General features: G+C 61.5%; 18 protein-coding genes. 12 read left to right on the forward strand and 6 right to left on the reverse strand.

Going from position 1 to position 20068, the window contains the following annotated elements; all coding sequences use genetic code 11:
• Nucleotides 1–369: 369 nt before the first annotated feature.
• Nucleotides 370–1905, forward strand: a complete 1536-nt coding sequence (locus ACQY7U_RS18750; protein WP_428647691.1) for a hypothetical protein — start codon at nucleotides 370–372, stop codon at nucleotides 1903–1905.
• A gap of 108 nt (nucleotides 1906–2013) precedes the next feature.
• Here the strand turns inward: ACQY7U_RS18750 and ACQY7U_RS18755 are convergent, their stop codons facing one another.
• The 4 genes from ACQY7U_RS18755 to ACQY7U_RS18770 all read right to left on the reverse strand — a co-directional run bounded on the left by ACQY7U_RS18755 (nucleotide 2014) and on the right by ACQY7U_RS18770 (nucleotide 5948).
• Nucleotides 2014–2439 carry a hypothetical protein gene (locus tag ACQY7U_RS18755; protein ID WP_428647693.1) on the reverse strand — a complete coding sequence of 142 codons (426 nt, stop codon included), beginning with the start codon at nucleotides 2437–2439 and terminating at the stop codon, nucleotides 2014–2016.
• A gap of 107 nt (nucleotides 2440–2546) precedes the next feature.
• Nucleotides 2547–3560 (reverse strand): NAD-dependent epimerase/dehydratase family protein, encoded by a 1014-nt coding sequence (locus tag ACQY7U_RS18760; RefSeq protein ID WP_428647696.1) that lies wholly within the window; start codon nucleotides 3558–3560, stop codon nucleotides 2547–2549.
• Between the two features lie 194 nt (nucleotides 3561–3754).
• Nucleotides 3755–4057 (reverse strand): ATP-dependent Clp protease adapter ClpS, encoded by a 303-nt coding sequence (gene clpS, locus ACQY7U_RS18765; protein WP_428647698.1) that lies wholly within the window; start codon nucleotides 4055–4057, stop codon nucleotides 3755–3757.
• 256 nt (nucleotides 4058–4313) lie between these two features.
• Nucleotides 4314–5948 carry a methyl-accepting chemotaxis protein gene (locus ACQY7U_RS18770; RefSeq protein ID WP_428647700.1) on the reverse strand — a complete coding sequence of 545 codons (1635 nt, stop codon included), beginning with the start codon at nucleotides 5946–5948 and terminating at the stop codon, nucleotides 4314–4316.
• 380 nt (nucleotides 5949–6328) lie between these two features.
• Here ACQY7U_RS18770 and ACQY7U_RS18775 point away from each other — a divergent pair, with 380 nt between their 5' ends.
• From ACQY7U_RS18775 to ACQY7U_RS18790, 4 genes are all read left to right on the forward strand, one after another.
• Entirely contained in the window at nucleotides 6329–6895 is a 567-nt protein-coding gene (locus ACQY7U_RS18775) for a chalcone isomerase family protein (protein ID WP_428647703.1), read from the forward strand.
• Nucleotides 6896–6945: 50 nt separating this feature from the next.
• Nucleotides 6946–8268 carry an MFS transporter gene (locus tag ACQY7U_RS18780; protein ID WP_428647706.1) on the forward strand — a complete coding sequence of 441 codons (1323 nt, stop codon included), beginning with the start codon at nucleotides 6946–6948 and terminating at the stop codon, nucleotides 8266–8268.
• Between the two features lie 31 nt (nucleotides 8269–8299).
• Complete coding sequence (locus ACQY7U_RS18785) at nucleotides 8300–8668, forward strand: DUF6665 family protein (RefSeq protein ID WP_428647709.1); 369 nt, start codon at nucleotides 8300–8302, stop codon at nucleotides 8666–8668.
• Between the two features lie 269 nt (nucleotides 8669–8937).
• Nucleotides 8938–9897, forward strand: coding sequence for a DUF1402 family protein (locus tag ACQY7U_RS18790; RefSeq protein WP_428647777.1), 960 nt, complete (start codon nucleotides 8938–8940; stop codon nucleotides 9895–9897).
• 332 nt (nucleotides 9898–10229) lie between these two features.
• Here ACQY7U_RS18790 and ACQY7U_RS18795 read toward each other — a convergent pair whose 3' ends face one another.
• Entirely contained in the window at nucleotides 10230–10853 is a 624-nt protein-coding gene (locus ACQY7U_RS18795) for an MBL fold metallo-hydrolase (RefSeq protein WP_428647779.1), read from the reverse strand.
• 246 nt (nucleotides 10854–11099) lie between these two features.
• Between ACQY7U_RS18795 and ACQY7U_RS18800 the strand changes: the two genes are divergently transcribed.
• The 7 genes from ACQY7U_RS18800 to ACQY7U_RS18830 all read left to right on the forward strand — a co-directional run bounded on the left by ACQY7U_RS18800 (nucleotide 11100) and on the right by ACQY7U_RS18830 (nucleotide 16783).
• Nucleotides 11100–12197: a DUF1176 domain-containing protein gene (locus tag ACQY7U_RS18800; RefSeq protein WP_428647712.1), complete on the forward strand. Its 1098-nt coding sequence runs from the start codon at nucleotides 11100–11102 to the stop codon at nucleotides 12195–12197.
• Between the two features lie 214 nt (nucleotides 12198–12411).
• A complete protein-coding gene (locus ACQY7U_RS18805) occupies nucleotides 12412–13290 on the forward strand; it encodes a cold-shock protein (protein ID WP_428647714.1) in 879 nt (292 codons plus the stop codon).
• A 185-nt stretch (nucleotides 13291–13475) separates the two neighbouring features.
• The gene (locus tag ACQY7U_RS18810) at nucleotides 13476–13985 is read left to right on the forward strand and encodes a GNAT family N-acetyltransferase (protein ID WP_428647716.1); all 510 of its coding nucleotides are present in this window, start codon (nucleotides 13476–13478) and stop codon (nucleotides 13983–13985) included.
• Nucleotides 13986–13994: 9 nt separating this feature from the next.
• Entirely contained in the window at nucleotides 13995–14843 is an 849-nt protein-coding gene (locus ACQY7U_RS18815; RefSeq protein WP_428647718.1) for a 23S rRNA (adenine(2030)-N(6))-methyltransferase RlmJ, read from the forward strand.
• A 121-nt stretch (nucleotides 14844–14964) separates the two neighbouring features.
• Complete coding sequence (locus ACQY7U_RS18820; protein ID WP_428647720.1) at nucleotides 14965–15411, forward strand: cytoplasmic protein; 447 nt, start codon at nucleotides 14965–14967, stop codon at nucleotides 15409–15411.
• A 29-nt stretch (nucleotides 15412–15440) separates the two neighbouring features.
• Nucleotides 15441–16097, forward strand: a complete 657-nt coding sequence (locus ACQY7U_RS18825) for a ribonuclease T2 family protein (protein WP_428647723.1) — start codon at nucleotides 15441–15443, stop codon at nucleotides 16095–16097.
• A 35-nt stretch (nucleotides 16098–16132) separates the two neighbouring features.
• Nucleotides 16133–16783 carry a glutathione S-transferase family protein gene (locus ACQY7U_RS18830; RefSeq protein WP_428647726.1) on the forward strand — a complete coding sequence of 217 codons (651 nt, stop codon included), beginning with the start codon at nucleotides 16133–16135 and terminating at the stop codon, nucleotides 16781–16783.
• Nucleotides 16784–16874: 91 nt separating this feature from the next.
• Here ACQY7U_RS18830 and ACQY7U_RS18835 read toward each other — a convergent pair whose 3' ends face one another.
• A complete protein-coding gene (locus tag ACQY7U_RS18835; protein WP_428647728.1) occupies nucleotides 16875–20054 on the reverse strand; it encodes an efflux RND transporter permease subunit in 3180 nt (1059 codons plus the stop codon).
• Between the last annotated feature and the right edge of the window lie 14 nt (nucleotides 20055–20068).

A 20068-nucleotide genomic window follows, 5' to 3' on the forward strand; every position in this document is an offset into this window, starting at 1 on the left:
CGAGATAGGACGGGGTCACGGCGCCTCCTGTTGCGGGGTGCAACAGACTTGCACGGCGTCTCCGGACGGGCAAGCGCAGCGACCGGGGAAGCCTCCGCACCACCGGTTTGCGGCAATCCCCGGCAGTGTCCGGAAGACCAGCAAACCACAGCCCGAGTGGCAAATCCGAACGGCTCCAGGGTGATTTTCACTCCCGGTTTCCTAAGGTTCCTGGGGATATCTGTGGGTATTCCGGGAAGAGCGCACACGGAGTTCCGATTCCGGTCCATTGTGAGTCGTTGAAGTGGCCTGGGCAGAAAGGTTTAGAAAACGTTAACGCCCGGCCAGCAAGTGCAGGAGTGGCTTCGGGGTGGAAGCCAGGAGGCTGGAATGGGTATCTTTTCGAAAACCTCGCACCCGGGCGATGAGCATGAGCCGCCGGTCAAGGAAGTTGGCGAGAGTGCCGGCAAGACAGCCGGTAGCGCCGATGAAAACCTGATGCCGTCCGACGTTACGGACACGATACCGGCTTCGGACACGGACATCGCGGATCCGCTTTCGCCCTTCGCCCTGAAGATGCAGGAAAAGATGAATCTGCTGGATGGGCTGAAGTCCCGGATCGGCGGGCTCAACCAGACCTACGACCAGATGGCGGCCTTCGCGGCCGAAAGCCAGACCTCGCTGCGCATGCTGACGAGTTATCTGGAAAGTTCGCGCGCCAGCGTCGAAACGGAAGTCCGGCTGAAATCCGAGAACGCCAAGATCTCCACGAAGCTGCTCGACGCCGAACACAAGATCAGAACGCTGACCACGCAGCTGGAAGACGCCCAGGCGGAAGTGCATTCCCTGCGCAAGCGGTCGACAGAAACCCGCACCGCGCTGGAGACGGCCCGCAACGATCTTGTCACGATCCGCGACAACAACAAGAAGGTCAATGAGGAGTACCGCGTCCAGAGCGCCAGGCTGGTGGAAGCCAACGCGGAGATCGTCGAGCTTGGCGGCGAACTCAGCGACCTGAAAGCCAGGTATGAAACGCTGGACAAGCTGTCCGACGGCCTCAGCTCGGACCTGGAAACAGCCCGCCTGCGGGAAATGGAACTGCGGCAGAACCTTTCCGAAAGCGCCAATCTTCTGGAAGACGAGGCGCGCAAGAACAACCAGATGACCAGCGAGCTGGAAGCCACCAAGCGCGAGCTGACCGAGTTCCGAAACGATAACATCGACCTGAAGTCCCACCTGGACATCGCCAAACAGGAACTGGCCTATGCCAAGAACCGGCTGGAAGAAGAAGAGCGCAAGCACGACCACGAAGTCTATGCGCTGAAATCGGAAATCGAGCATCTCTCTTCCCAGCGCCGCATCGGAACCCAGTCCCTTCAGGAACTGACCCGCGAGAACACCCAGTTGAAGGAGCGCGGACGCGATCTTTTGAAGCGCATGCAGGAAATCGAGCATCTGCTGGACAGCGCCCAGAAGAACCACGAGAAGGACCGCTCCGAACTCGAGGCGACCTCGGCCAAGCTGCGCGAATTGAACCTGCGCTACAACTCGGCCCTCACCGACCTCAACCACCAGCGCAACGAAAACCAGAAATACGCGGACAATCTGGACGACCTGGTCGTGGAAAACAAACGCCTGCAGCGCTACAAAATTCAGGCGGAGACCGCCAACGAGCAGATAGTCCAGCTCAAATCCGTCATCACAAATTACCAGATGGCCATGGAAGGCAGAGGCCCGGCGGAGGAACTCGGCCTGACCGAGGGCTTCGACCCGGCGGCGGACCTCGGCATCACGGAGCCGGCCGAGACCGAGTTGGAGCCGATCGACCTTGATGCGAACATCGACGACGACGTGCTCGAGATCGACAGCCCGGAGGAAGTGGTCCCGGAAGGCGATGACGACAAAGTCGTCAAGCTGCACAACTGACGCACGGCCCGGCCATGACCGGGCGCCATGCTGTTTACTGAACGGAAATGAAGCGGCTCCGGCATCGTGTCCGGGGCTTCTTTTCGGTGAGCACCTGCGATAAGGGCTTCAACCGCTCAGGAAATCCCTTGCGTCTTTCACGGTCTTGCACACTTTCGCGCTTACCCGGTCGCCGAACCTGGCCAGCGTGTTGCGTTCCCATTCCGCGACCCAGCTGTCATCCTGGCCGGATTCCGGCGAGGGCGGCAACAACACGAATTTCCTCAAGGGGGACTGCATGATGGCGGACCGGAACTCGTCCCCGCTGACCCAGCGATAGTCCGCCTGGGAAAGGCCGCGCGGCGACGTGGACACATCGGCCACCCAATGTTCGACATTGTTGGCGCGCACCCATGCCAGAGCCGCCAGGACCGCGTCCTTCACCCGCGATCCTTCGTCATATTCGCTGAACCACTTCAGATAGACCGCCTTAAGATCCGGGCGGTACGATACCTCGACCAGATTCGCTGCGGTATGAATGACCTGCCTGTTCATGACATCTCCCGGCGGCGTGCGGTTGCCGCGCAGGCTTCATGATAGCTCAGGCACCAGTTGCGGCAAGGGATACCGGGTCCCCTCCCGCCGCCGGCTTGCCAAATTGCCTATACGCCGAGGCGGAACCTGAGCGGCAGGCCGCGGGTGCGGGAGCGGAAATCGTCACAGACCGCCTGAAGCTCGGCCCGAACCGTACCCTTCTGCCGGTAGCCAAGACTGCGGATCCTGCCGTCATGGATCCGGCACGGGCTTGCCTCCGGCTGGCGGGCATGGACGAATTCCAGCCCGGTCTGCCGGCCGGTGACTTCAAACACCAGCCGCGCAAGATCAAGGGGAGACAGCTGCTCGCTGCCGGCGACATTGAAGACCGACAGCGCATCGTTCGGGGTCCGGGCCATGACCAGATCGATGGCCGCCACCAGATCGCCGACGGGCAGGAAGCTTCGTTCCTGCTGGCCGCTTCCCTCTATGGGCAGGCAGCGCCCCTGCATGGCCCTGATCAGCATGCGGGGAAGCGGCTTTTCCGGGTTCTGCCCGATGCCGATCACCGGCCCCGGCCGCAGGATGGTCGCGCGCAAGCCGTTCTGCGCCGCCAGCATGACCGCTTCTTCCGCAAGGGCCTTGGAGTGGGCGTAGGGCGTCACCGGCCGCAAAGACGCCAATTCGCTGACGGGGTCTGTTTCAGGACCGCTGCCATAGACCGCGCTGGTGCTGATGTGGACGAAATGCTTCACGCCCTGGTCGAGCGCGGCCAGTACCAACGTCTCCGTTCCGGCGGCATTCGCCTCGAAAAACCGTTCCGGATAATCGAAGAACCGGGGCTCGTGGGTTTCACCCGCCAGATGAATGACGGTATCAGCGCCTTCAAGCGCCCGTGACGCATCGCGCGCATCAAGGATGTCGCCGCGCATGAGGACCTTTTCGGTATCCAGGCCGCTGTCCGAGATCCGGCGCACGTCGGCGGCATAGGTAACCTTGTCCAGGATCCTGACGTCCGCGTTTTTCTGCCGGGCGACATGTTTGAAAACATGGGCACCGATAAAGCCGAGACCACCGGTCACGACGATCCTGCCGGACACGGCGTCCCGTTTCGAAGCAGATTTCTTTTCCCGCTGTGTCATGGTGGCACAAATCCTCGAACATGCTGTCTGTCAGTCCATGTTCAGCAGGATCCGTGCCAGTGGATTGAAAGGGTTGAGGCTTGCGGGACGTCTGAGGCCGAGTGCCAAATCTCCAGCCTTTGTGTTGTCATGCCGGCCAAGCGAAGCGCGATCCGGGATGACGGCCTCCGGGGAAACGGCAGACAGGTTCCCGCCTATTCCGGCTCCACCGTGAACTGCAGCGGGTAGCCGAGGCGGCCGGCGGCGTCGATGGCGCGGGTCGCCTTGGTTTCGGCGACGTCCTTCGGATAGACGGAAACCACGCAGGCGCCCTTCTGGTGTGCCGTGAGCATGACCACCTCAGCCTGGGCGCTGTCCAGCCGGAACTCCGCCCGCAGGATCAGCACGACGAATTCCCGCGGGGTATAGTCGTCGTTCAGAAGCACGACCTTGTAGAGCTTCGGTTTCTGAACCCTGGTTTTTTGCCGCAATCGCGGCTTGAGATCGGATGCGCCCATAGCACTGGCCCAAGCTGTCGCCGTGGTGTCGTCAAATGTCGGATCAACGGGTGATTGGAAAAACGCGCGGATCCGCCCCTCCGCCCTGTTCCGGAGATCCTGCCGGCAGCCGGCAGCCCCGTATTGTCTTGCCCGCATTATACTGCATTGCGATATCGAAGAAAACACGGCGGCTGCGATCGGTGACCGGACGCCGGGCCTGAAAAGAAAGCCCCGCGCCGGGGCGCGGGGCCGAATTCGGCTGGAGCCATTCACCTCAGGCAGCGGCCACCTCACTCAGGAAACCGTCGATGCGGTCGGCAAGCTGACGGGTGTTTTCGGCGACTTCACTGGAGGTCCGCGACACGTTGCCCGCCGACTGGCTGGTTTCGTCCACCGCCGCCTTCACGCCGGTCATGTTCTCGCTGATCTCGCGGGTTCCGAACGCCACTTCCTGGATCGAACTGCTGATTTCCGCCGTTGCCGACCCCTGCTGTTCCAGCGCGGCGGTGATCGAGGTCGTGAACTCGTTCACCTTGACCATGATGGCCGCGATTTCCTCGATGGCTGCCACCGAGTCCGAAGACGCGCCCTGGATCGCGGCGATCTGGGCGGAGATTTCCTCCGTCGCCTTGGAGGTCTGGGTCGCCAACTCCTTCACCTCCGCCGCCACCACGGCAAATCCCCTGCCCGCCTCACCGGCCCGGGCGGCCTCGATGGTGGCATTGAGCGCCAGAAGGTTGGTCTGTTCGGCAATGTCCTGGATCAATTGCAGCACGGCACCGATCTTCTGCGCGGACGAGGCCAGGCTTGCAACCTGTTCATTGGCGCTGGTCGCCTTGGCGTTCGCGGTGGAGACCACGTCGCTGGTCTCGGCGATCTGCCGCGAGATCTCCCCGATCGAGGCGGAGAGTTCTTCCGATGCCGAGGCGACCGTCTGGACACTGGCATAGGCCTGTTCGGTCGCGGCCGCGACGGAAGCCGTGCGTTCGGTGTTGCTGGAGGAAAGATCCATCAGGATGCCGGAAATCGTCCCCATGCTTTCGGTGGACTGCGTGACCGGTTGCAGCAGGCCGCCGGCATCCTCTCGGAACGCCGCGATCAGCTGTTCCAGACCGGCCTGACGGCGCCGCTCGTTTTCCATATTCCGCTGCTGCGCATCCTCCAGCTCGCGCTGCCGCAAGCCGTTGTCGCGGAATACCTCGACAGTCCGGGCCATCTGCCCGATCTCGTCCACCCGGCCGGCATAGGGAATATCGATCCGGTAATCACCACCCGACAGCGTGGTCATGGTTTCCGACAGCCGGCCAATCTGTCCCGTGATGCGCCTGATGAGGACGACCAGCCCCAGGGAAACGGCAACGATGGCAATCAGCGTGATCAGCGCCGCCGTCGCCAGGGCTTCCTGGCGGGCACTTTCAATCCCGGAAACATCAAAGGCAACGTAGATGGTTCCGAGCGTTTCGGCATCGTCGCCGTCCCGGCGCAAGATCGGCTTCATGCCGATCAGAAAACCGGCATTGCGAATGAGAGTTACGCCGGCGGCTACGCTCTGCCCGCCAAGCGTTTCCGGCACGCGGCCGAGTTCGGTTTCGGCGGCTTCCGCCCCGTCCCGTTGCAGCGAGGCGAACACGTCCCCCTTTGCTTCCTGAACAACCGCCCAGGCAAAATTTCCGTTTTCCCGAAGCGGTGCCAGCAGGCTGCCCGCGAGGGTCTGGTCGAAGTCCCAGATGGCATTGGCCAATGCCTGGCTGGAAAGATCAGTGCTCATGCTGACCTGCTGTTCGAATGCCTCTTCGACCGCTGCCACACGCTGTGTCGAGGTGACATAGGCAAAGGCAAGAAATGCAACGGTGACAACCGCGACAATGGGAACCGTCGTGGTGAATTTCACGGACTGCCAGAACTTCATGATGCCCTCCGGGTAAGAAACCACCTCTGAATAGGAAGCCGACCCCGAAGAATTTCTTAATGAATATTCGATCGATCCCGCGCAAGATCTGAAAAACGGCAACAAAATCAAAAGAAAAACCCTTCTTCCATGATTTATTAGAAGGTTCTTCTAGAAAAAACTGAAAATAAAACTCGAAGCCTCACTTTCGGGCGCGGGCTCTCCAGAACCTGCCCTCCCGACACGGCACCTTCGGATACTTCCGTCACAGGATCGCCGTGACCTGAACGAACCCAAATTGCGGGAAAACCTCCAAAAGAACTTGCCGGTTAATCCGGCGAGCGCTCCCGGCCGTAGACCAATACATGAATTGGCCCACGAACAGATCGCGAGTGAGTTCCATGCTGGTTAGAACCATGCCCGCCACCGCCGTCCGCACACAGACGATTTCTGCGTTCTGCTTTGCCATCGGGATCCTGCTGGCGATCGGCACGCATGCCTCTGCCGACATCGGCGTTGCCGCCCGCCAGGTTCCCGCCGCTGAACTGGTGGGCAAGGGGCGCCTGACCTTTTTCGGGTTCAAGGTGTTCGATGCTGAACTCTATGCTCCCCGTGGACTTTACCGTCCGTCGGGTCCCTATGCCCTGAAGCTTACCTACCTTCGGAACTTCAAGAGTGGGGATATCGTGTCACGGTCGGCCGAGGAAATCCGGGACCAGGGCGGGGTATCCGAGCAGAAGCTTGAAGGCTGGACCCGCCAGATGCAGGCCCTGTTTCCCGACGTCAAACGCGGCCAGTCCATTACAGGTGTACACACAGCCAGCGGAACCACGGAATTCTACCATGGAAGCCGAAGACTGGGTGTGATCAGGGACCCCGAGTTCACAAAACGTTTTTTCGCAATCTGGCTCGGCAAGCGCACCAGTGACCCGCACTTGCGTGCCCGGCTCACCGGGTCCGGCTCCTGATGGCGGTCTTCGGCGGCAACACCGCCAACCGGACCGGCAGGAGAACCTTTTTGCGGCCACAAGCTGCGACAGCCACCGGGAACGAACCGGAACCTGTCGGCGAAGGATCCCTGAAGCCCTTTCCGCTGACTGCCTACAGCCTGCTGGCTTTTCCGCTGGCATTCGCGGGTCTGCCGATTTATCTGCATGCCCCCGATTTCTATGCGGTAACCTTGCAGGTCTCCCTGGCCACTCTTGGTCCGATTCTGCTCCTGCTGCGGACAGTCGATGCCTTGCAGGACCCCTTTATCGGCAGTCTCAGTGACAGATTTCATGACCGGCGGGCCGAGATCCTGTTGCTGGGTGCGGCGCTTCTCGCGACGGGCTTCTACATGCTTTTCAATCCCGTCAAGTCGGCACCTCTTGTCTGGTTCGCCTTGTCGGTTCTGATCTGCACGACCGGATTCTCGATCGTTTCCATTAATTTTCAAGCGCTTGGGGGCTTGTGGCACACGCCTTCGCAGGAGCGTACCCGCATCACGACCTGCCGCGAGGCCTTCGGCCTGACAGGGCTTCTGATCGCCGCCACGGCTCCTTCCCTACTGGCAGACCCGGACGATCCGGCGAGCGCCCTGCATCGGCTTTCACTCATCTTCCTGCCACTGCTGGCGATCGCCTGCGGTTTTTTCGTTTACTGGATGAGAACGGTCCCCTTGAAGAGACCGCGGACGCATCGGATAGACAAAGGCTGGCGTTACCTGATGCGCGACAGGTGGCGGCGACTCTTTTTCAGCTTCGTGTTCCTGAACACCTTTGCCGGCGCCATTCCGGCGGTCCTCGTGATCTTCTTCATCAGGGACCGGCTTGGTGCTGAAAACCTTACGGGCCTGTTTCTTCTTCTGTATTTTTTCTCCGGTGCCTTGTCCATGCCTCTTTGGGCCCGCCTCGCCCGCCATTCGGGCAAGATGGCCACCTGGAGAGTGTCCGTCGCCGCGGCAATTGTCACGTTCTTCTGGGCAGCCTTTCTCGGCCAGGGCGACGTGATTTCCTACGGTTTTGTGTGCGCTTTTTCAGGACTTTCACTCGGCGCGGACCTGGCACTGCCTCCGGCCATTCTGGCCGATCATATCGACGCGGACTCGCGTGAGCACGACGCGTCCCGACTGTTTGCCGTCATGACTTTCCTGTCCAAATCCTCTTTGGCGGTTGCCACCGGCTGCACGCTACCGCTCCTTGGCCTGTTCGGATATGTTCCCAGGGAACCCTTGACGTTGGAAACGGAATGGATGCTCAGTTTCCTTTATGCCGGTCTACCGTGCGCAATGAAACTTGTCGTGCTGAGCGGCTTGCTGCTGCTTGAAAAGGATCTTTCCACGAACAGATCCGCCATGTGAGCCTCACACGTCTTCAGAACCGAGATACGTTATGTCCGTCCGTCCCCCCAGCCTCTCAGAAATTTCCGACAAGGACCCGCTCGCCGCGGCTCTCGAGCAGGAGATCTTCAACGAAAAGGCAGCAACGCTCTCAAGGCTGACAACAAAACTGGAGACAGCCCTGCAGGCCCTGAATGCAGCTTCCGAGGATCCCGCCATCGATCCGGACAGGCTTGAAAACTTGCGGGCGGAAACGGGTGAAGCCCTGTGGCACGTCACCATCCAGCGGGAACTGTGTGGCCTGCGCCAGCACAAGTCCTTTTATGATTTCATGGGCGTTCCGGGCAACGTCCGGCTCAGGATGGGTCCTGCCAACCATTCGAAAACCGCGATTTCGGCGCGAAACAATTCTTCCTCTTGAGACAGCTGGCAAGTGTGACGAGGATCACTTCCTTGTTGATGGCCCTCGCATAGACAGAAGAAGCGGTTGCATCTTTGTTGCCGCAATGTTTTTTACTGGGGGCTTTTTGAAAGATGAGTTATTACCACTCGCAAGCGGCAAACCATGCCAGGACGCGATGTATTGAAGAAACCAGGGTTTGCTGCAAGCGCCCGACCGAAAAAAATGCCAGGCGCAGAATGATCAGGACGAGCAGGAAGACAGGCCCGCGAAGATTGACATCCCGGTTGATGGGCGCTTGCCTCAGTATCGGCCTTCTGCTGGCTCCGCTCCCTTCGCCACTGCTGTTCAGCCAGCCCGCCGCCGCCCAATCCGTGCGGGTGGTTCCGGAAGGCAACCGGTTGAAGTCGCAGCCAAAGATCCCCTTTGCGTCTTCCCGGCGCACATCCGCCTCCAAGTCTTCCTATGACGCGAAGTTCGACAAGGTCCTGGCTGTCCTGAAGCGCGACCGCCGTTTGATTTCGTCCATCAAACAGGTGGCCCGGAAGTACAAGATAGATCCGATCCATATCATCGGGGCAATCGTCGGCGAGCACACCTACAACTACGACACGCTCGACAGTGCCCAGTCCTATTACGTCAAGGCTCTCGCCTATGCCGGCATCGACTTCAGCTTCGAGCTGAACGGCGAGCATGTAGAAGATTTCGTCAAACGTCCGCAATTCGACCGGTGCCGGAAGGACAAGATCCAGAACAACAGCGACCGCCGCTGGTCCTGCTATGAAAACATCTGGAACAGCAAGTTTCGCGGACGCCGGGTCGACGGCGCGCGCTATCCGAAGAAGAACTTCAACGAAGCCTTCTTCCAGCCCCTGTTCTCTGGCCAGAGTTTCGGTCTCGGGCAGCTCAGCCCGCTTACGGTCCTGAAGATGACCGATCTGGTCAACCGTCAGAGCGGCTTCCGTAAACTGACGGCTTCGGACGCCGAGAGCGTCTACAAGGCGACGATGGATCCGAACCTCTCGCTGCATTACATGGCCGCGATCATCCAGGATTCCATTGCCGCCTACAAATCCGTCGGCAAGGTCGATATCTCCAAGAACCCGGGCATCACCGCCACGCTCTACAATCTGGGCGACCCCTGGGCACGGGCGGCGAAATTCCGCAGGACCGGCCAGGCCTGGCCGCGCGAGAACTATTACGGCTGGCTGGTCAACGACCGGATCAAGGACCTGAACGCGCTGCTTTAGGGCACGGACTGCCTTCGAAGCCAATCGGCGGGTGCCAGACGGGCTGTGCCGGGGCGTGGCGGCGCAATGCCTCCGGCAAACGGTTCCCGACGAAATCAACAGCTCCGTTCATTGCCATCTCGACGGCAAAGGCGACCGGCATGATCGCCATGATATGGGTGATGAAACCGGTTGCCGTAGCTTCATGCAAACGGGAAACGCAGGCAGGGACAGCAGGCCAGCCATGAAATTCCCGCTTGGCCAAGCCCGTTCAAAAACCGCAGTGGTTTTAAAACCAGGGCACGGGAAGTCTGCTGACTTGCGACAGTGCCTGTGCGCAGTGCCCCGCAGACCTACGGGACCAGGAACGGATTGGTCTGGCGCTCGTGACCGATTGTCGAGGCCTGTCCGTGTCCGGGAATGAAGGACACATCGTCGCCGAGCGGCAGCAGCTTTTCCCGAATGGATCTGAGCAGCGTGTCATGATCGCCGCCGGGAAGATCGGTGCGCCCGATCGATCCGGCAAACAGGACGTCGCCGGAAATCGCGAAGCGCAACTCCCTGTCGAAGAAGACCAGATGCCCGGGCGAATGGCCGGGACAATGCAGAACTTCGAACATGCGCCCGGCAATTTCCACTTCCTCGCCCTCGATCATCCAGCGGTCCGGCATGACCGGCTTGACACCTTCAATTCCAAACTGGACGGCCTGGTCGGCAACCCGGTCGATCAGCGGCTGATCGGCCTTGTGCGGGCCTTCCACCGGCACCTCGAGTGCCGCGGCCAGATCGCTCGCACCGCCGACATGATCGATATGACCGTGGGTAAGCACGATTTTTTCGACCGTGACGCCCTGCTTCTTGATGGCAGCCAGGATGCGGCTGACGTCGCCGCCCGGATCGATCACGGTTCCGCGCATCGTGGCCGGATCCCAGATCAGGGAACAATTCTGCTGGAACGGTGTGACGGGAATGACCATGACCTGGATCGGCGGGGTCTCGTCTCCGGCCCCCGCGTGTTCGCCGTTCCCCCGGGGATTTGAAGTTCCGTCCGTCACAATCGCCTCCTGTCGCGTTCTTTATGATCCGGCATTGTAAGAAATGCGGGACAACGCCAGCCGCCAGGATGTTTCTGACCACTAGCGGCTTCACCTTGCTGCGTGCATTTCGTACAAGAAGTAAAGGCCTGTGAGAAGAAGGCAAACGCAATCGGGTATCCGGACTTCATGACGCCGAGACACATCAATATTCTGATTTCAGCCGTGATGGTGTTTTTTGCCGCCACCGGTGCCGGGGCGCAGCCAGGCCGGACCCTGCCAGGCTTCGACACCTGGACGGTTGATTGCGGCAACACGGGCGTTTGTTTCGCCTCCTCGCTCACCCGCGCGCAATCCGTCTGGGTAGACGTGCGCATTGTCCGTGACTGGCAGGCCGAGGTTCCGCCACTGGTGCGTGTGACCACCAACACCGAACTGCCGAAGGACGGAACACTGCAGTTCGAAGTGGACGGCAAGACGATCGAAGCCCTGCCGCTGGAACAGCTCCGGGAAATGCAGCCGGCGGTTACCGCTCCGGCCGGCTTTCGCCCGCTTGGCGGCGAGGGCTTCTGGTACCCGACAGGTCCGGCGACCGCTGCGCTGCTGGAGGCCATGCAAAAGGGACGTGAGCTGACGGTTCGCCTGCCGGCGGTCAACGGTGGCGATCCTGTTGCCGTGCCGGTTTCCCTACAGGGGTTGAAGTCCAGTCTGCTCTGGCTCGACAACCGGCAGAACAGGACCGGAACCGTCTCCGCCATCGTTTCGCCCGGAACCGAGACGGCCAAGGACGCTCCCCATGCCCTTCCGCTGGTCAGCGCCGATCAACTTCCTCCGGAAGTGGCCGCCATCTGGTCCGCCAACAGGTTGTGCTCGGAGATCGATCCGGCGATCTTCGCCAGCCAGAACGCGGTGCGCGTTCCGCTGGCAGACGGAGCCTCGCTCTATATTATTCCCTGCGGTGCCCCTTCGGCCTACAACAGCCCCTATGTCACCGTGCTGGCAGGCAAGGATGGCGCGGCCCGACAGGTTCACGTTGCCCGCATGTCCGAGAAGGGGCCGATGGCAACGGACCTCATCTATAATGCCAGGTGGGTCCCCGCCGAAATGGAACTGATAAGCTATTTCAAGGGATCCGGCATCGGGGAATGCGGGTTGTGGAACCGGTGGAGCTGGAACGGAACCGGCCTCGTGCTGCTGGAGGAAGCAGCGCGAAAGACCTGCGACGGCACAGCACCGGACTTGTCCAATTGGTCAAGCACCTGGCCGGCGAAAAACGCTTCGAATTGAAGCTTACCCCAAGGATTCTCTTGCGATTTTGCCCGTCACGCCCTTATGATGATGACGCAGCGGCTGGTGCGGGATGCGGCAGGTGTGTTTCAACCCGATCCCAGAGTGTTGAACTGGTGCACTGAGTGCACCTGAACGAAGTGACTCGACTGTGAAGGCGGGTGAGATTGGTCGACATGTGCCGAGAGGGCGCAGAAGTTAAGGTGATTAAGTAATGCACGATGGTGATTCGGACCGGCGGTCGCGTGGTCGGCGCGGTGGCAAACGCGAGTTTGGCGGTCCGCAAGACTTCGGCAGCGATTTTGGCGGAAGCGAATACGGTGGAGACTATGGCGGCGGACGCGATGGTGGCTACCGGGGCGGACGTGACAATGATTTCGGTGGCGGCTACGGCCGCGACAACAGGGAAGGCGGCTACGGCGGCGGCCGGGGCGGATACGGCGGCGGCGACCGGGACAGTGGCGGCCGTGGCGGTTACGGCGGCGGCAACCGTGAAGGCGGCGACCGGGGCGGTTACGGCGGCGGTGGCCGCGGCGGTTATGGCGGTGGCGGCCGTGAAGGCGGCGGCGGTTATGGCGGCGGCGGCCGTGAAGGCGGCGGTGGTTATGGCGGCGGCGGCCGGGGCGGTTACGGCGGCGGTGCCCGTGAAGGCGGCGGTGGCTACGGCGGTGGTGCCCGTGAAGGCGGTGGCGGCTACGGCGGCGCTCCCCGTGAGGGCGGCTACGGCGGCGGTGGCGGCGGCCGGGGTGGATACGGCAATCGCGAAGGCGGCGAAGGCGACGGCTATCGTCCCTATCGTCCACGGCGGGACGCTCCGCCGGCGGAACGCGGCCCACGTCAGTCCGGCACCGTAAAATTCTTCAAGAGCGACAAGGGCTTCGGCTTCATTACGCCTGATGAGGGCGAGGCCGACGTGTTCGTCCACATTTCGGCCGTCGAACGCTCTGGGCTGACAACGCTCGACAGCGGCCAGCGGATTTCTTTCGAGACCGAGCCGGACCGTCGCGGCAAAGGCCCCAAGGCCGTCAACCTTCAGGTTGTCGAAGAAGACGGCGGACCTGTCGCGGAAGACAGCGAGCCCGTCGAGGAATAAGTCTTCGCCGGCAGGCTGAGAACACAATCCCATCCGGGGCGCAGCTCTGCTGCGCCCTTTTTCCATGTGGCGTTCCGGTAAGCGATCTGGCTCCGGCGCGGCAGACTGCCATGTCTTTTCAAGACATACCCCACCGCCTATAAGACAGCTTCCAAGACATACCCGACAAACTCTCAGAGCCCTTCATGACCTCCGCTCCCTCCTCCGTGACATTTCGCCCGTTCCTGCCAGGCGACCTCAGCACATTGCTGACGATGAACAACGCCGCCGTTCCCGCCGTCAGCGAGCTGACCGCGGAAGCCCTGCTCGACCTTGTCAATTCGGCCCTCGTCTGCCTGGTCGCCGAAGCCGATGACACGCCTGTCGGCTTTTTGCTGTGCATCGGAGAGGGAGCTGCATATGAAAGCCCGAATTACCGTTGGCTGAGTGAACGGCTGACCAACTTCGCCTACACGGACCGCATCGCGGTCGACGAAACCAGACGCGGCCAAAAGATCGGTGACGGCCTTTACGACGCATTGTTCCGCCAGTTCGCGGGTAGCGGCCGATGTTTTCTGTGCGAGGTCAACGAGCGGCCGCCCAATCCGGGGTCGCTCAGATTTCACAAGCGGCTGGGATTTGAGGAAATCGGCAAGGCAGACCATGGTGACAAGGCCGTCGTCTACCTGAAACGCGCGCCGCAACCGGCTGTATAGGAAGTCCTGATGAACTACCGGCATGCCTACCACGCTGGCAATATCGGCGACGTGCTGAAGCACGCCGTCCTGGCGCGGCTGATCGAATATTTCCAGCGCAAGGACAAGGCATTCCGCATTCTAGACACCCATGCGGGGATCGGCCAATACGACCTCACATCTGAAGAAACGCTCAAGACAGGAGAATGGCAGCAAGGCATCGGCAAGATCCTGGCGGCGGACATTCCGGCCCCAGTCGCCGGGCTGCTCGCGCCCTGGCTCGAGGTTGTCCGCGCCCTCAATCCGGATGGCGGTCTCAGGACCTACCCGGGTTCCCCCGCCCTTGCGCGCAAGCTGATGCGAAAGCAGGACCGGCTGACCCTGACCGAGCTGCATCCGGCGGACTTCAAGACGCTGTCCGCCCTCTTTGCCGGCGATCATCAGGTCAAGACCATTCACCTGGACGGCTGGCTTGCTCTCGGCAGTTTTCTGCCCCCCAAGGAAAAGCGCGGCCTGGTCCTGATCGATCCGGCGTTCGAGGTCACCGACGAGTTCAGCCGAATGACCGATGCGGTGATCACGGGCTGGAAGAAATGGTCCGCAGGCACCTATGCGCTCTGGTATCCAATGAAGGATGCCTGGTCGATCCGGCGGATGCATGCCGATTTCAAGGAGGCCGGGTTGCGCGATGTCCTGTCGCTTGAACTGAACTCAGGCAAGAGCGGTCCCGACACAAGAATGCTCGGTTCGGGCATGACCCTGATCAACCCGCCCTATACGCTGGCCGATGAAATGCGCAAGGTCTTGCCCTGGTTCTGCGATGTCCTGCATCAGGGCCCCGGTGCCAGTTGGGACGTGACGCAGCTCATCGGCGAATAGGCCACCGGAGGGTGGCGAAGGTCGAGCACGGATAATGTCACTTTTACGGGGATCCATGCTTGACCTTGCTCCGGGCCTCCCCCATCGTCTTACTCAAAGTTTGCATTTCGGAGTTTTCGCCGTGCTTGTTGCCCGCCCCGCCCGTTTGATCCTGTCCGCGCTGACCCTATGCGCAAGCCTGACCCTGCCGGCCGCGGCCGATGAGAACCGCGCCTATTTTTCCTTCGGTGGCGATCCGCGCCTTCCGGAGTGTACGGCAGCCTCCGTACGAAGCGCCGTGGCGGGCTCGGTTGCCAGGGCACGCGTGGACTATTACGGCGGGCGCACGATTGTCGGCATCAACGAAATCCGCGAAGTCGGCTACCGGGAAAACGGCATCAGCCCGCTGGCGCGCCGCTATTGCCGTGGCAAGGCCAGCCTTTCGGACGGCAGTTATCAGTCCGTGCATTATCTCGTTGAGGAAAATGCCGGATTTGTCGGTATCAGCTGGAATGTCGAAGCGTGCCTCGCCCCGCTCGACAAGTGGCGGGTCTATGGAGCCTATTGCAGCACCACCCGTCCACACTGACCGCACTTCGTTCCGGAAGGTATGTTCCCATGGCGCTCAAGAACCGAGCCCTGAGACTGTTTGTCCTCCTCTCCGCCTGCCTCGCGGTCCTGCCCGCCCGGGCGGACAAGGCCGGTGACTTCGACTTCTATGTGCTTGCCCTTTCCTGGTCGCCCACCTATTGCAAGCAGGGTGGGAAAAACGCCAATCCGCATCAATGCGACGTCAGAAAACCCTTCCGGTTCGTGGTCCATGGTCTCTGGCCGCAATATGAACGCGGCTTTCCCGAATCCTGCCCGGGGCAGCCGACGCGCATCGACCGGCGGATCGCGCGCGAAATGGAAGACATCATGCCGAGCCACAATCTCGTCTTTCACGAGTGGCGCAAACACGGCACCTGCTCCGGCCTGGACCCGGAGGACTATTTCGACCTGACGCGCCGGGCCTTCGAGAAGGTCACCATTCCGGGCGCGTTCGCAAGGCTCGACAAGCGCGGCAAGGCATCACCAGCCACTGTCGAGAAAGCCTTCCGCCTCGCCAACCCCGGACTGGATGACGACGAAATGGCCGTTACCTGCGATCGGGGCGAGCTGGAAGAGGTCCGGATCTGCCTGACCAGGGACCTTGAGTTCCGTTCCTGCCCCGCCGTCGACCGGGCCGGATGCCGCTCCTCAAGCCTTTCCGTTCCCGCGCCCGGCGCCCGGTAATTCCCCGTCACTTTCAAGCCTGGAGCATTAGACCCATGATGAAACTGCGCTCGTCGCCGCCCTCGCCATTCGGCCGCAAGGTAAAACTCGCCCTGGCGATCCTCGGTCTCAAGGACCAGGTTGAAGTGGTTGAGGCCAACACGGCCGACCCTGAAGACAGCCTGCGCAGCCAGAACCCGCTAGGCAAGATCCCAGCCCTGATCCTGGAGGACGGCGACGTGCTTTTCGACAGCGCCGTCATCCTGGAGTATCTCGATTTCCTGGCCGGCGGCAGCAAGCTGTTCCCGGAAGGCAAGGCAAGGTTCGCGGTGCTGCGCGACCAGACGCTCGCCGACGGCATCATGGATGCGGCGATCCTCAGGGTCTACGAGAAGCGCTTCAAGGAAGTGAAATACCGGGATCCGGCCTGGGACGCCTATCAGGCCGCCAAGATGGAGCGTGGACTGGCACATTTCGAGGAAAACACACCACCGACGCCGTCCTCGATGGCAGATGTGAATGCCGGCAGTCTGACGCTCGCCTGCGCGCTCGGATATCTCGACATGCGATTTGCGGGAGAATGGCGCAAGGCCCACCCCAGGCTGGTGGCCTGGCTGGACGCCTTTGAAGCCGCGGTTCCGGCCTTTGCCACCACCAGGGTTCCGGCAGCCCCCGTTCCGGACAATGACCCGGCAGTGTTGCGATAGCCGAATGAACTGAGTAGCGGCCTCGGCCCCGCAACCGGATGCAGGGCCGCGGCCGTTGTCATTTTTGTCCGGCGGAGATGCGACGGAACTCCTATGCCTCCCCGCCCGAAAGCGGCTTGCGGCCACGGGCCTTCAGCAGACGGCGACCGCTCGCAACATGCATGCCGATATCGTTCTGGATTGCCAGCAGCGCAGGCGTCAGCAGGATCACCAGGAACAACCCGACACCGAGCCCATAGGCAAGGGTGACCACGGTCGGCAGCAGGAATTGCGCCTGCCGGCTGGTCTCGAACAGAAGCGGTGCCAGACCGAACACCGTCGTCGCGGATGTCAGGATCACGGCCCTCAAGCGGTCGCAAACCCCGTTGATCAATGCCTGCCGGAACGGGTGATCCTTGGCGTATTCATCAATGGTCGTCACCAGCACGATGCTGTCGTTGATGATGATGCCTGCCATGCCGATAAACCCGACGGCGGAGAACATCGACATCGGGATACCGTGCAGGTAATGGCCCCACAGCATGCCGACGCTGCCGAAGGGAATGATGATCAGGATCATCAGCGGCCGGGTCCAGGATTCGAATATCCAGCACAGCGTCAAATAGATACCGGCAAGGCACAGGGCAAAGCCGATCAGCGCATCGGAGAGGAAGTCCCGTTCGTGCTCCGCAAGGCCGGCCATTTCGCTTTCGACGTCGAATTCGGCTGAAAGCTGCGGCAGAAGTTCGTTCTTGAGACGCGCCGTGACACGGGCAGCCGCCTCCGGATCGTCCTCCGAAACGTCTCCCATCACGCGCAGGGTGCGCAAGCCGTCGCTGCGCCTGACGGAGGCGAAGCCGTAGGAACTGTCCACTTCCACGATTTCGCTCAAGGCGACGTAGGTTCCGGCATTTGAGCGCACCCGAGTCGTATAGAGGAAGGCGGAATCCGCTTCTTCGTCGGGCATCAGCACCTTGACGGTGGCCGTACGCCTGCCGACCGGAAACTCGGCAACCTCGATGCCTTCCAGCCGGTTGCGCAAGATGCGGGCAACGTCTTCGGTGGTGAAGCCGAGCGCTTCGCCACGAGGCGTCAGGGTCAGATTCAGTTCCGGCTTGTCATAGGACAGCGTGTCCTCCAGAGCGCTGACGCCTTGCATGGGGGCCAGGGCCTGTTTGAGGCTCTCCGCGGCCGCTTTCAGGTTTTCCGTCGATGCCCCGTAGAGTTTCACGTCGATGGCATCACCACCGGGCCCGGAGCGCTCGCCCCGCAGGGACAGGGTTTCCAGCATAGGCGGCTGGCTGATTTCCTTGCGCCAGTCGCCGATGAACTGGAAAGCGGAATACGGGCGCAGATCCGGATCGATCAGTTCGATGGAAAGCCCGCCAAGCTGATCGGCATCCTTGCTGTCGACACCCGACAGGCCCCGCCCCACCGTTGCCCCGATCGTGGACAGGGAGAAAAGCACCGGCTCGCTGCCGTATTCCTCCCCATAGCGTGTATTGACCACGTCCAGGGCGCGTTCCATTTCCGAAATCATCGCCCTGGTGTCGTCGCGCCCGGCGCCGGGCATCATGGCGATACTGGCGTTGACGACCGCGCGTTCCGGCGCATTGAAGAAGCGCCAGCGTACCGAACCGTCGAAGAAGAGGGTCAGCGACAGGGAGAGGATCATCACGGCAAATCCGATCACCGGATACCGGACGGCAACGATCCAGGCGATGAACCGGCGAAACAGGTGTTCCCGGAACCAGACAAAGCCGCGATTGAAAAACCGGTTGGGCCAGTCGTACCAGTGGTTTTTCTTCGACGCTGCCAGGGCGTGATACATGTGGGCCGGCAGGATCAGGAAGGATTCCACCAGACTGGCGATCAACACCACACAGACCGTGAAGGGAATGTCGGCGATCAGGCTGCCGAAACGCCCGCCGATCGCCACCAGTCCGGCAAAGGCAATCAACGTCGTGATCGAGGCGCTGAACACCGGGGCCGTCATGCGCCGGGCGGCAAGGCTCGCGGCTTCCGCGGGCGGATAGCCGCGCCGGTGCAGGAAGTCTGCGTGTTCGCCGACCACGATGGCATCGTCCACCACGATGCCGAGACAGATGATCAGGGCGAAAACCGAAACCATGTTGAGCGTGATGCCGAAGACATACATCAGCCCCACGGTTGCGGCCATCGCCACCGGAATGCCCGCCGCCACCCAGAAGGCGGTGCGCGAGGACAGAAAGAGAAAAAGAAACAGAAGCACCAGGCCCAGGCCGAACAACCCGTTTTCAATCAGGACATCCATGCGATCGATGATGGCCTGCGAACGGGTGTTGGTCAGTTTGACTGCTACCCCTTCTGGCAGGTTTTCCTGAAACGATGCCGTGATCCGTTCGACCGCGCGCTGGATTTCGATCGTATCGCCCTGCGCGCTCCGCTCGACCCGCAGAACCACGGCAGGTTGCCCCTTGTGGTAATAGGCCCTGCCGCTTTCCACCCCTTCGGTCACGATATCGGCCACGGACCGCAATTCCAGCTTTTCGCCCTGCGAGGGGGCCTTGAGCACGATCTCGCCGAGGTCCTTTTCACTGCGCCGCGTCTGCCCCGTGCGCAGGCGGGCACCGCTGCCGCTGACGTCGCCCGCCGGTGTCGTCTCCATTTCCGCAGAAACCGTATCCGCGATTTCGGCCAGGGTCATGCCGTGACGCACGAGCATCTCTTCTCCGACATTGATCCGGATGATCGGATTGGCGAGCCCCCTGATGCTGACGCGGGTGACCCCCTGGCGGAAAAACACGGTCTGGAGATCTTCGGCAAAACGGGCGAGCTGGTCGATATCGACGGGGCCAAAAATCACGACGTCGGTGACACGGTCCCTATAGACACTGCGGGCCACCGTAGGCTCGTCAATTCCATCCGGCAGACTGGACCGGGCCTGATCGACGGCGGCCTTGACCTCGTCCGCCGCCTGTCCCATATCCCAGCCGTCCTCGAACTCCAGCGAGATGCGCGCCGTTCCTTCACGCGCGACGGACGTTGCCTCTTCGACCCCGTTGATCGCCAGAAGCTGCGGGCCGAGGATTTCCACCACGGACCGGTCCATGTCTTCCGGCCCGGCACCCGACCAGTTGACCTTGACCTCGATTTCTTCGTTCACGAAATCCGGAAAGAACTGCGTCCTGATCTGCGTGGCGGCCGCAAGACCGGCCATCAGCATGATGGCCAGCAACAGGTTGGCCGCGGTCCGGTGACGGACCATGTAGTCCAGCAAGGACGCAAATTGCGATCCGCCAGGAGAACGCATCTCGGGGTACTCCA

Source organism: Roseibium sp. (assembly GCF_050301095.1).
Taxonomy (GTDB): Bacteria; Pseudomonadota; Alphaproteobacteria; order Rhizobiales; family Stappiaceae; genus Roseibium.

Coding starts and splice junctions, on each gene's coding strand:
- ACQY7U_RS18750 (WP_428647691.1), top strand. CDS start 370: ATGGGTATCTTTTCGAAAACCTCGCACCCGGGCGATGAGCATGAGCCG.
- ACQY7U_RS18755 (WP_428647693.1), bottom strand. CDS start 2,439: ATGAACAGGCAGGTCATTCATACCGCAGCGAATCTGGTCGAGGTATCG.
- ACQY7U_RS18760 (WP_428647696.1), bottom strand. CDS start 3,560: ATGACACAGCGGGAAAAGAAATCTGCTTCGAAACGGGACGCCGTGTCC.
- clpS (WP_428647698.1), bottom strand. CDS start 4,057: ATGGGCGCATCCGATCTCAAGCCGCGATTGCGGCAAAAAACCAGGGTT.
- ACQY7U_RS18770 (WP_428647700.1), bottom strand. CDS start 5,948: ATGAAGTTCTGGCAGTCCGTGAAATTCACCACGACGGTTCCCATTGTC.
- ACQY7U_RS18775 (WP_428647703.1), top strand. CDS start 6,329: ATGCTGGTTAGAACCATGCCCGCCACCGCCGTCCGCACACAGACGATT.
- ACQY7U_RS18785 (WP_428647709.1), top strand. CDS start 8,300: ATGTCCGTCCGTCCCCCCAGCCTCTCAGAAATTTCCGACAAGGACCCG.
- ACQY7U_RS18790 (WP_428647777.1), top strand. CDS start 8,938: ATGGGCGCTTGCCTCAGTATCGGCCTTCTGCTGGCTCCGCTCCCTTCG.
- ACQY7U_RS18795 (WP_428647779.1), bottom strand. CDS start 10,853: ATGGTCATTCCCGTCACACCGTTCCAGCAGAATTGTTCCCTGATCTGG.
- ACQY7U_RS18800 (WP_428647712.1), top strand. CDS start 11,100: ATGACGCCGAGACACATCAATATTCTGATTTCAGCCGTGATGGTGTTT.
- ACQY7U_RS18805 (WP_428647714.1), top strand. CDS start 12,412: ATGCACGATGGTGATTCGGACCGGCGGTCGCGTGGTCGGCGCGGTGGC.
- ACQY7U_RS18810 (WP_428647716.1), top strand. CDS start 13,476: ATGACCTCCGCTCCCTCCTCCGTGACATTTCGCCCGTTCCTGCCAGGC.
- ACQY7U_RS18815 (WP_428647718.1), top strand. CDS start 13,995: ATGAACTACCGGCATGCCTACCACGCTGGCAATATCGGCGACGTGCTG.
- ACQY7U_RS18825 (WP_428647723.1), top strand. CDS start 15,441: ATGGCGCTCAAGAACCGAGCCCTGAGACTGTTTGTCCTCCTCTCCGCC.
- ACQY7U_RS18830 (WP_428647726.1), top strand. CDS start 16,133: ATGATGAAACTGCGCTCGTCGCCGCCCTCGCCATTCGGCCGCAAGGTA.
- ACQY7U_RS18835 (WP_428647728.1), bottom strand. CDS start 20,054: ATGCGTTCTCCTGGCGGATCGCAATTTGCGTCCTTGCTGGACTACATG.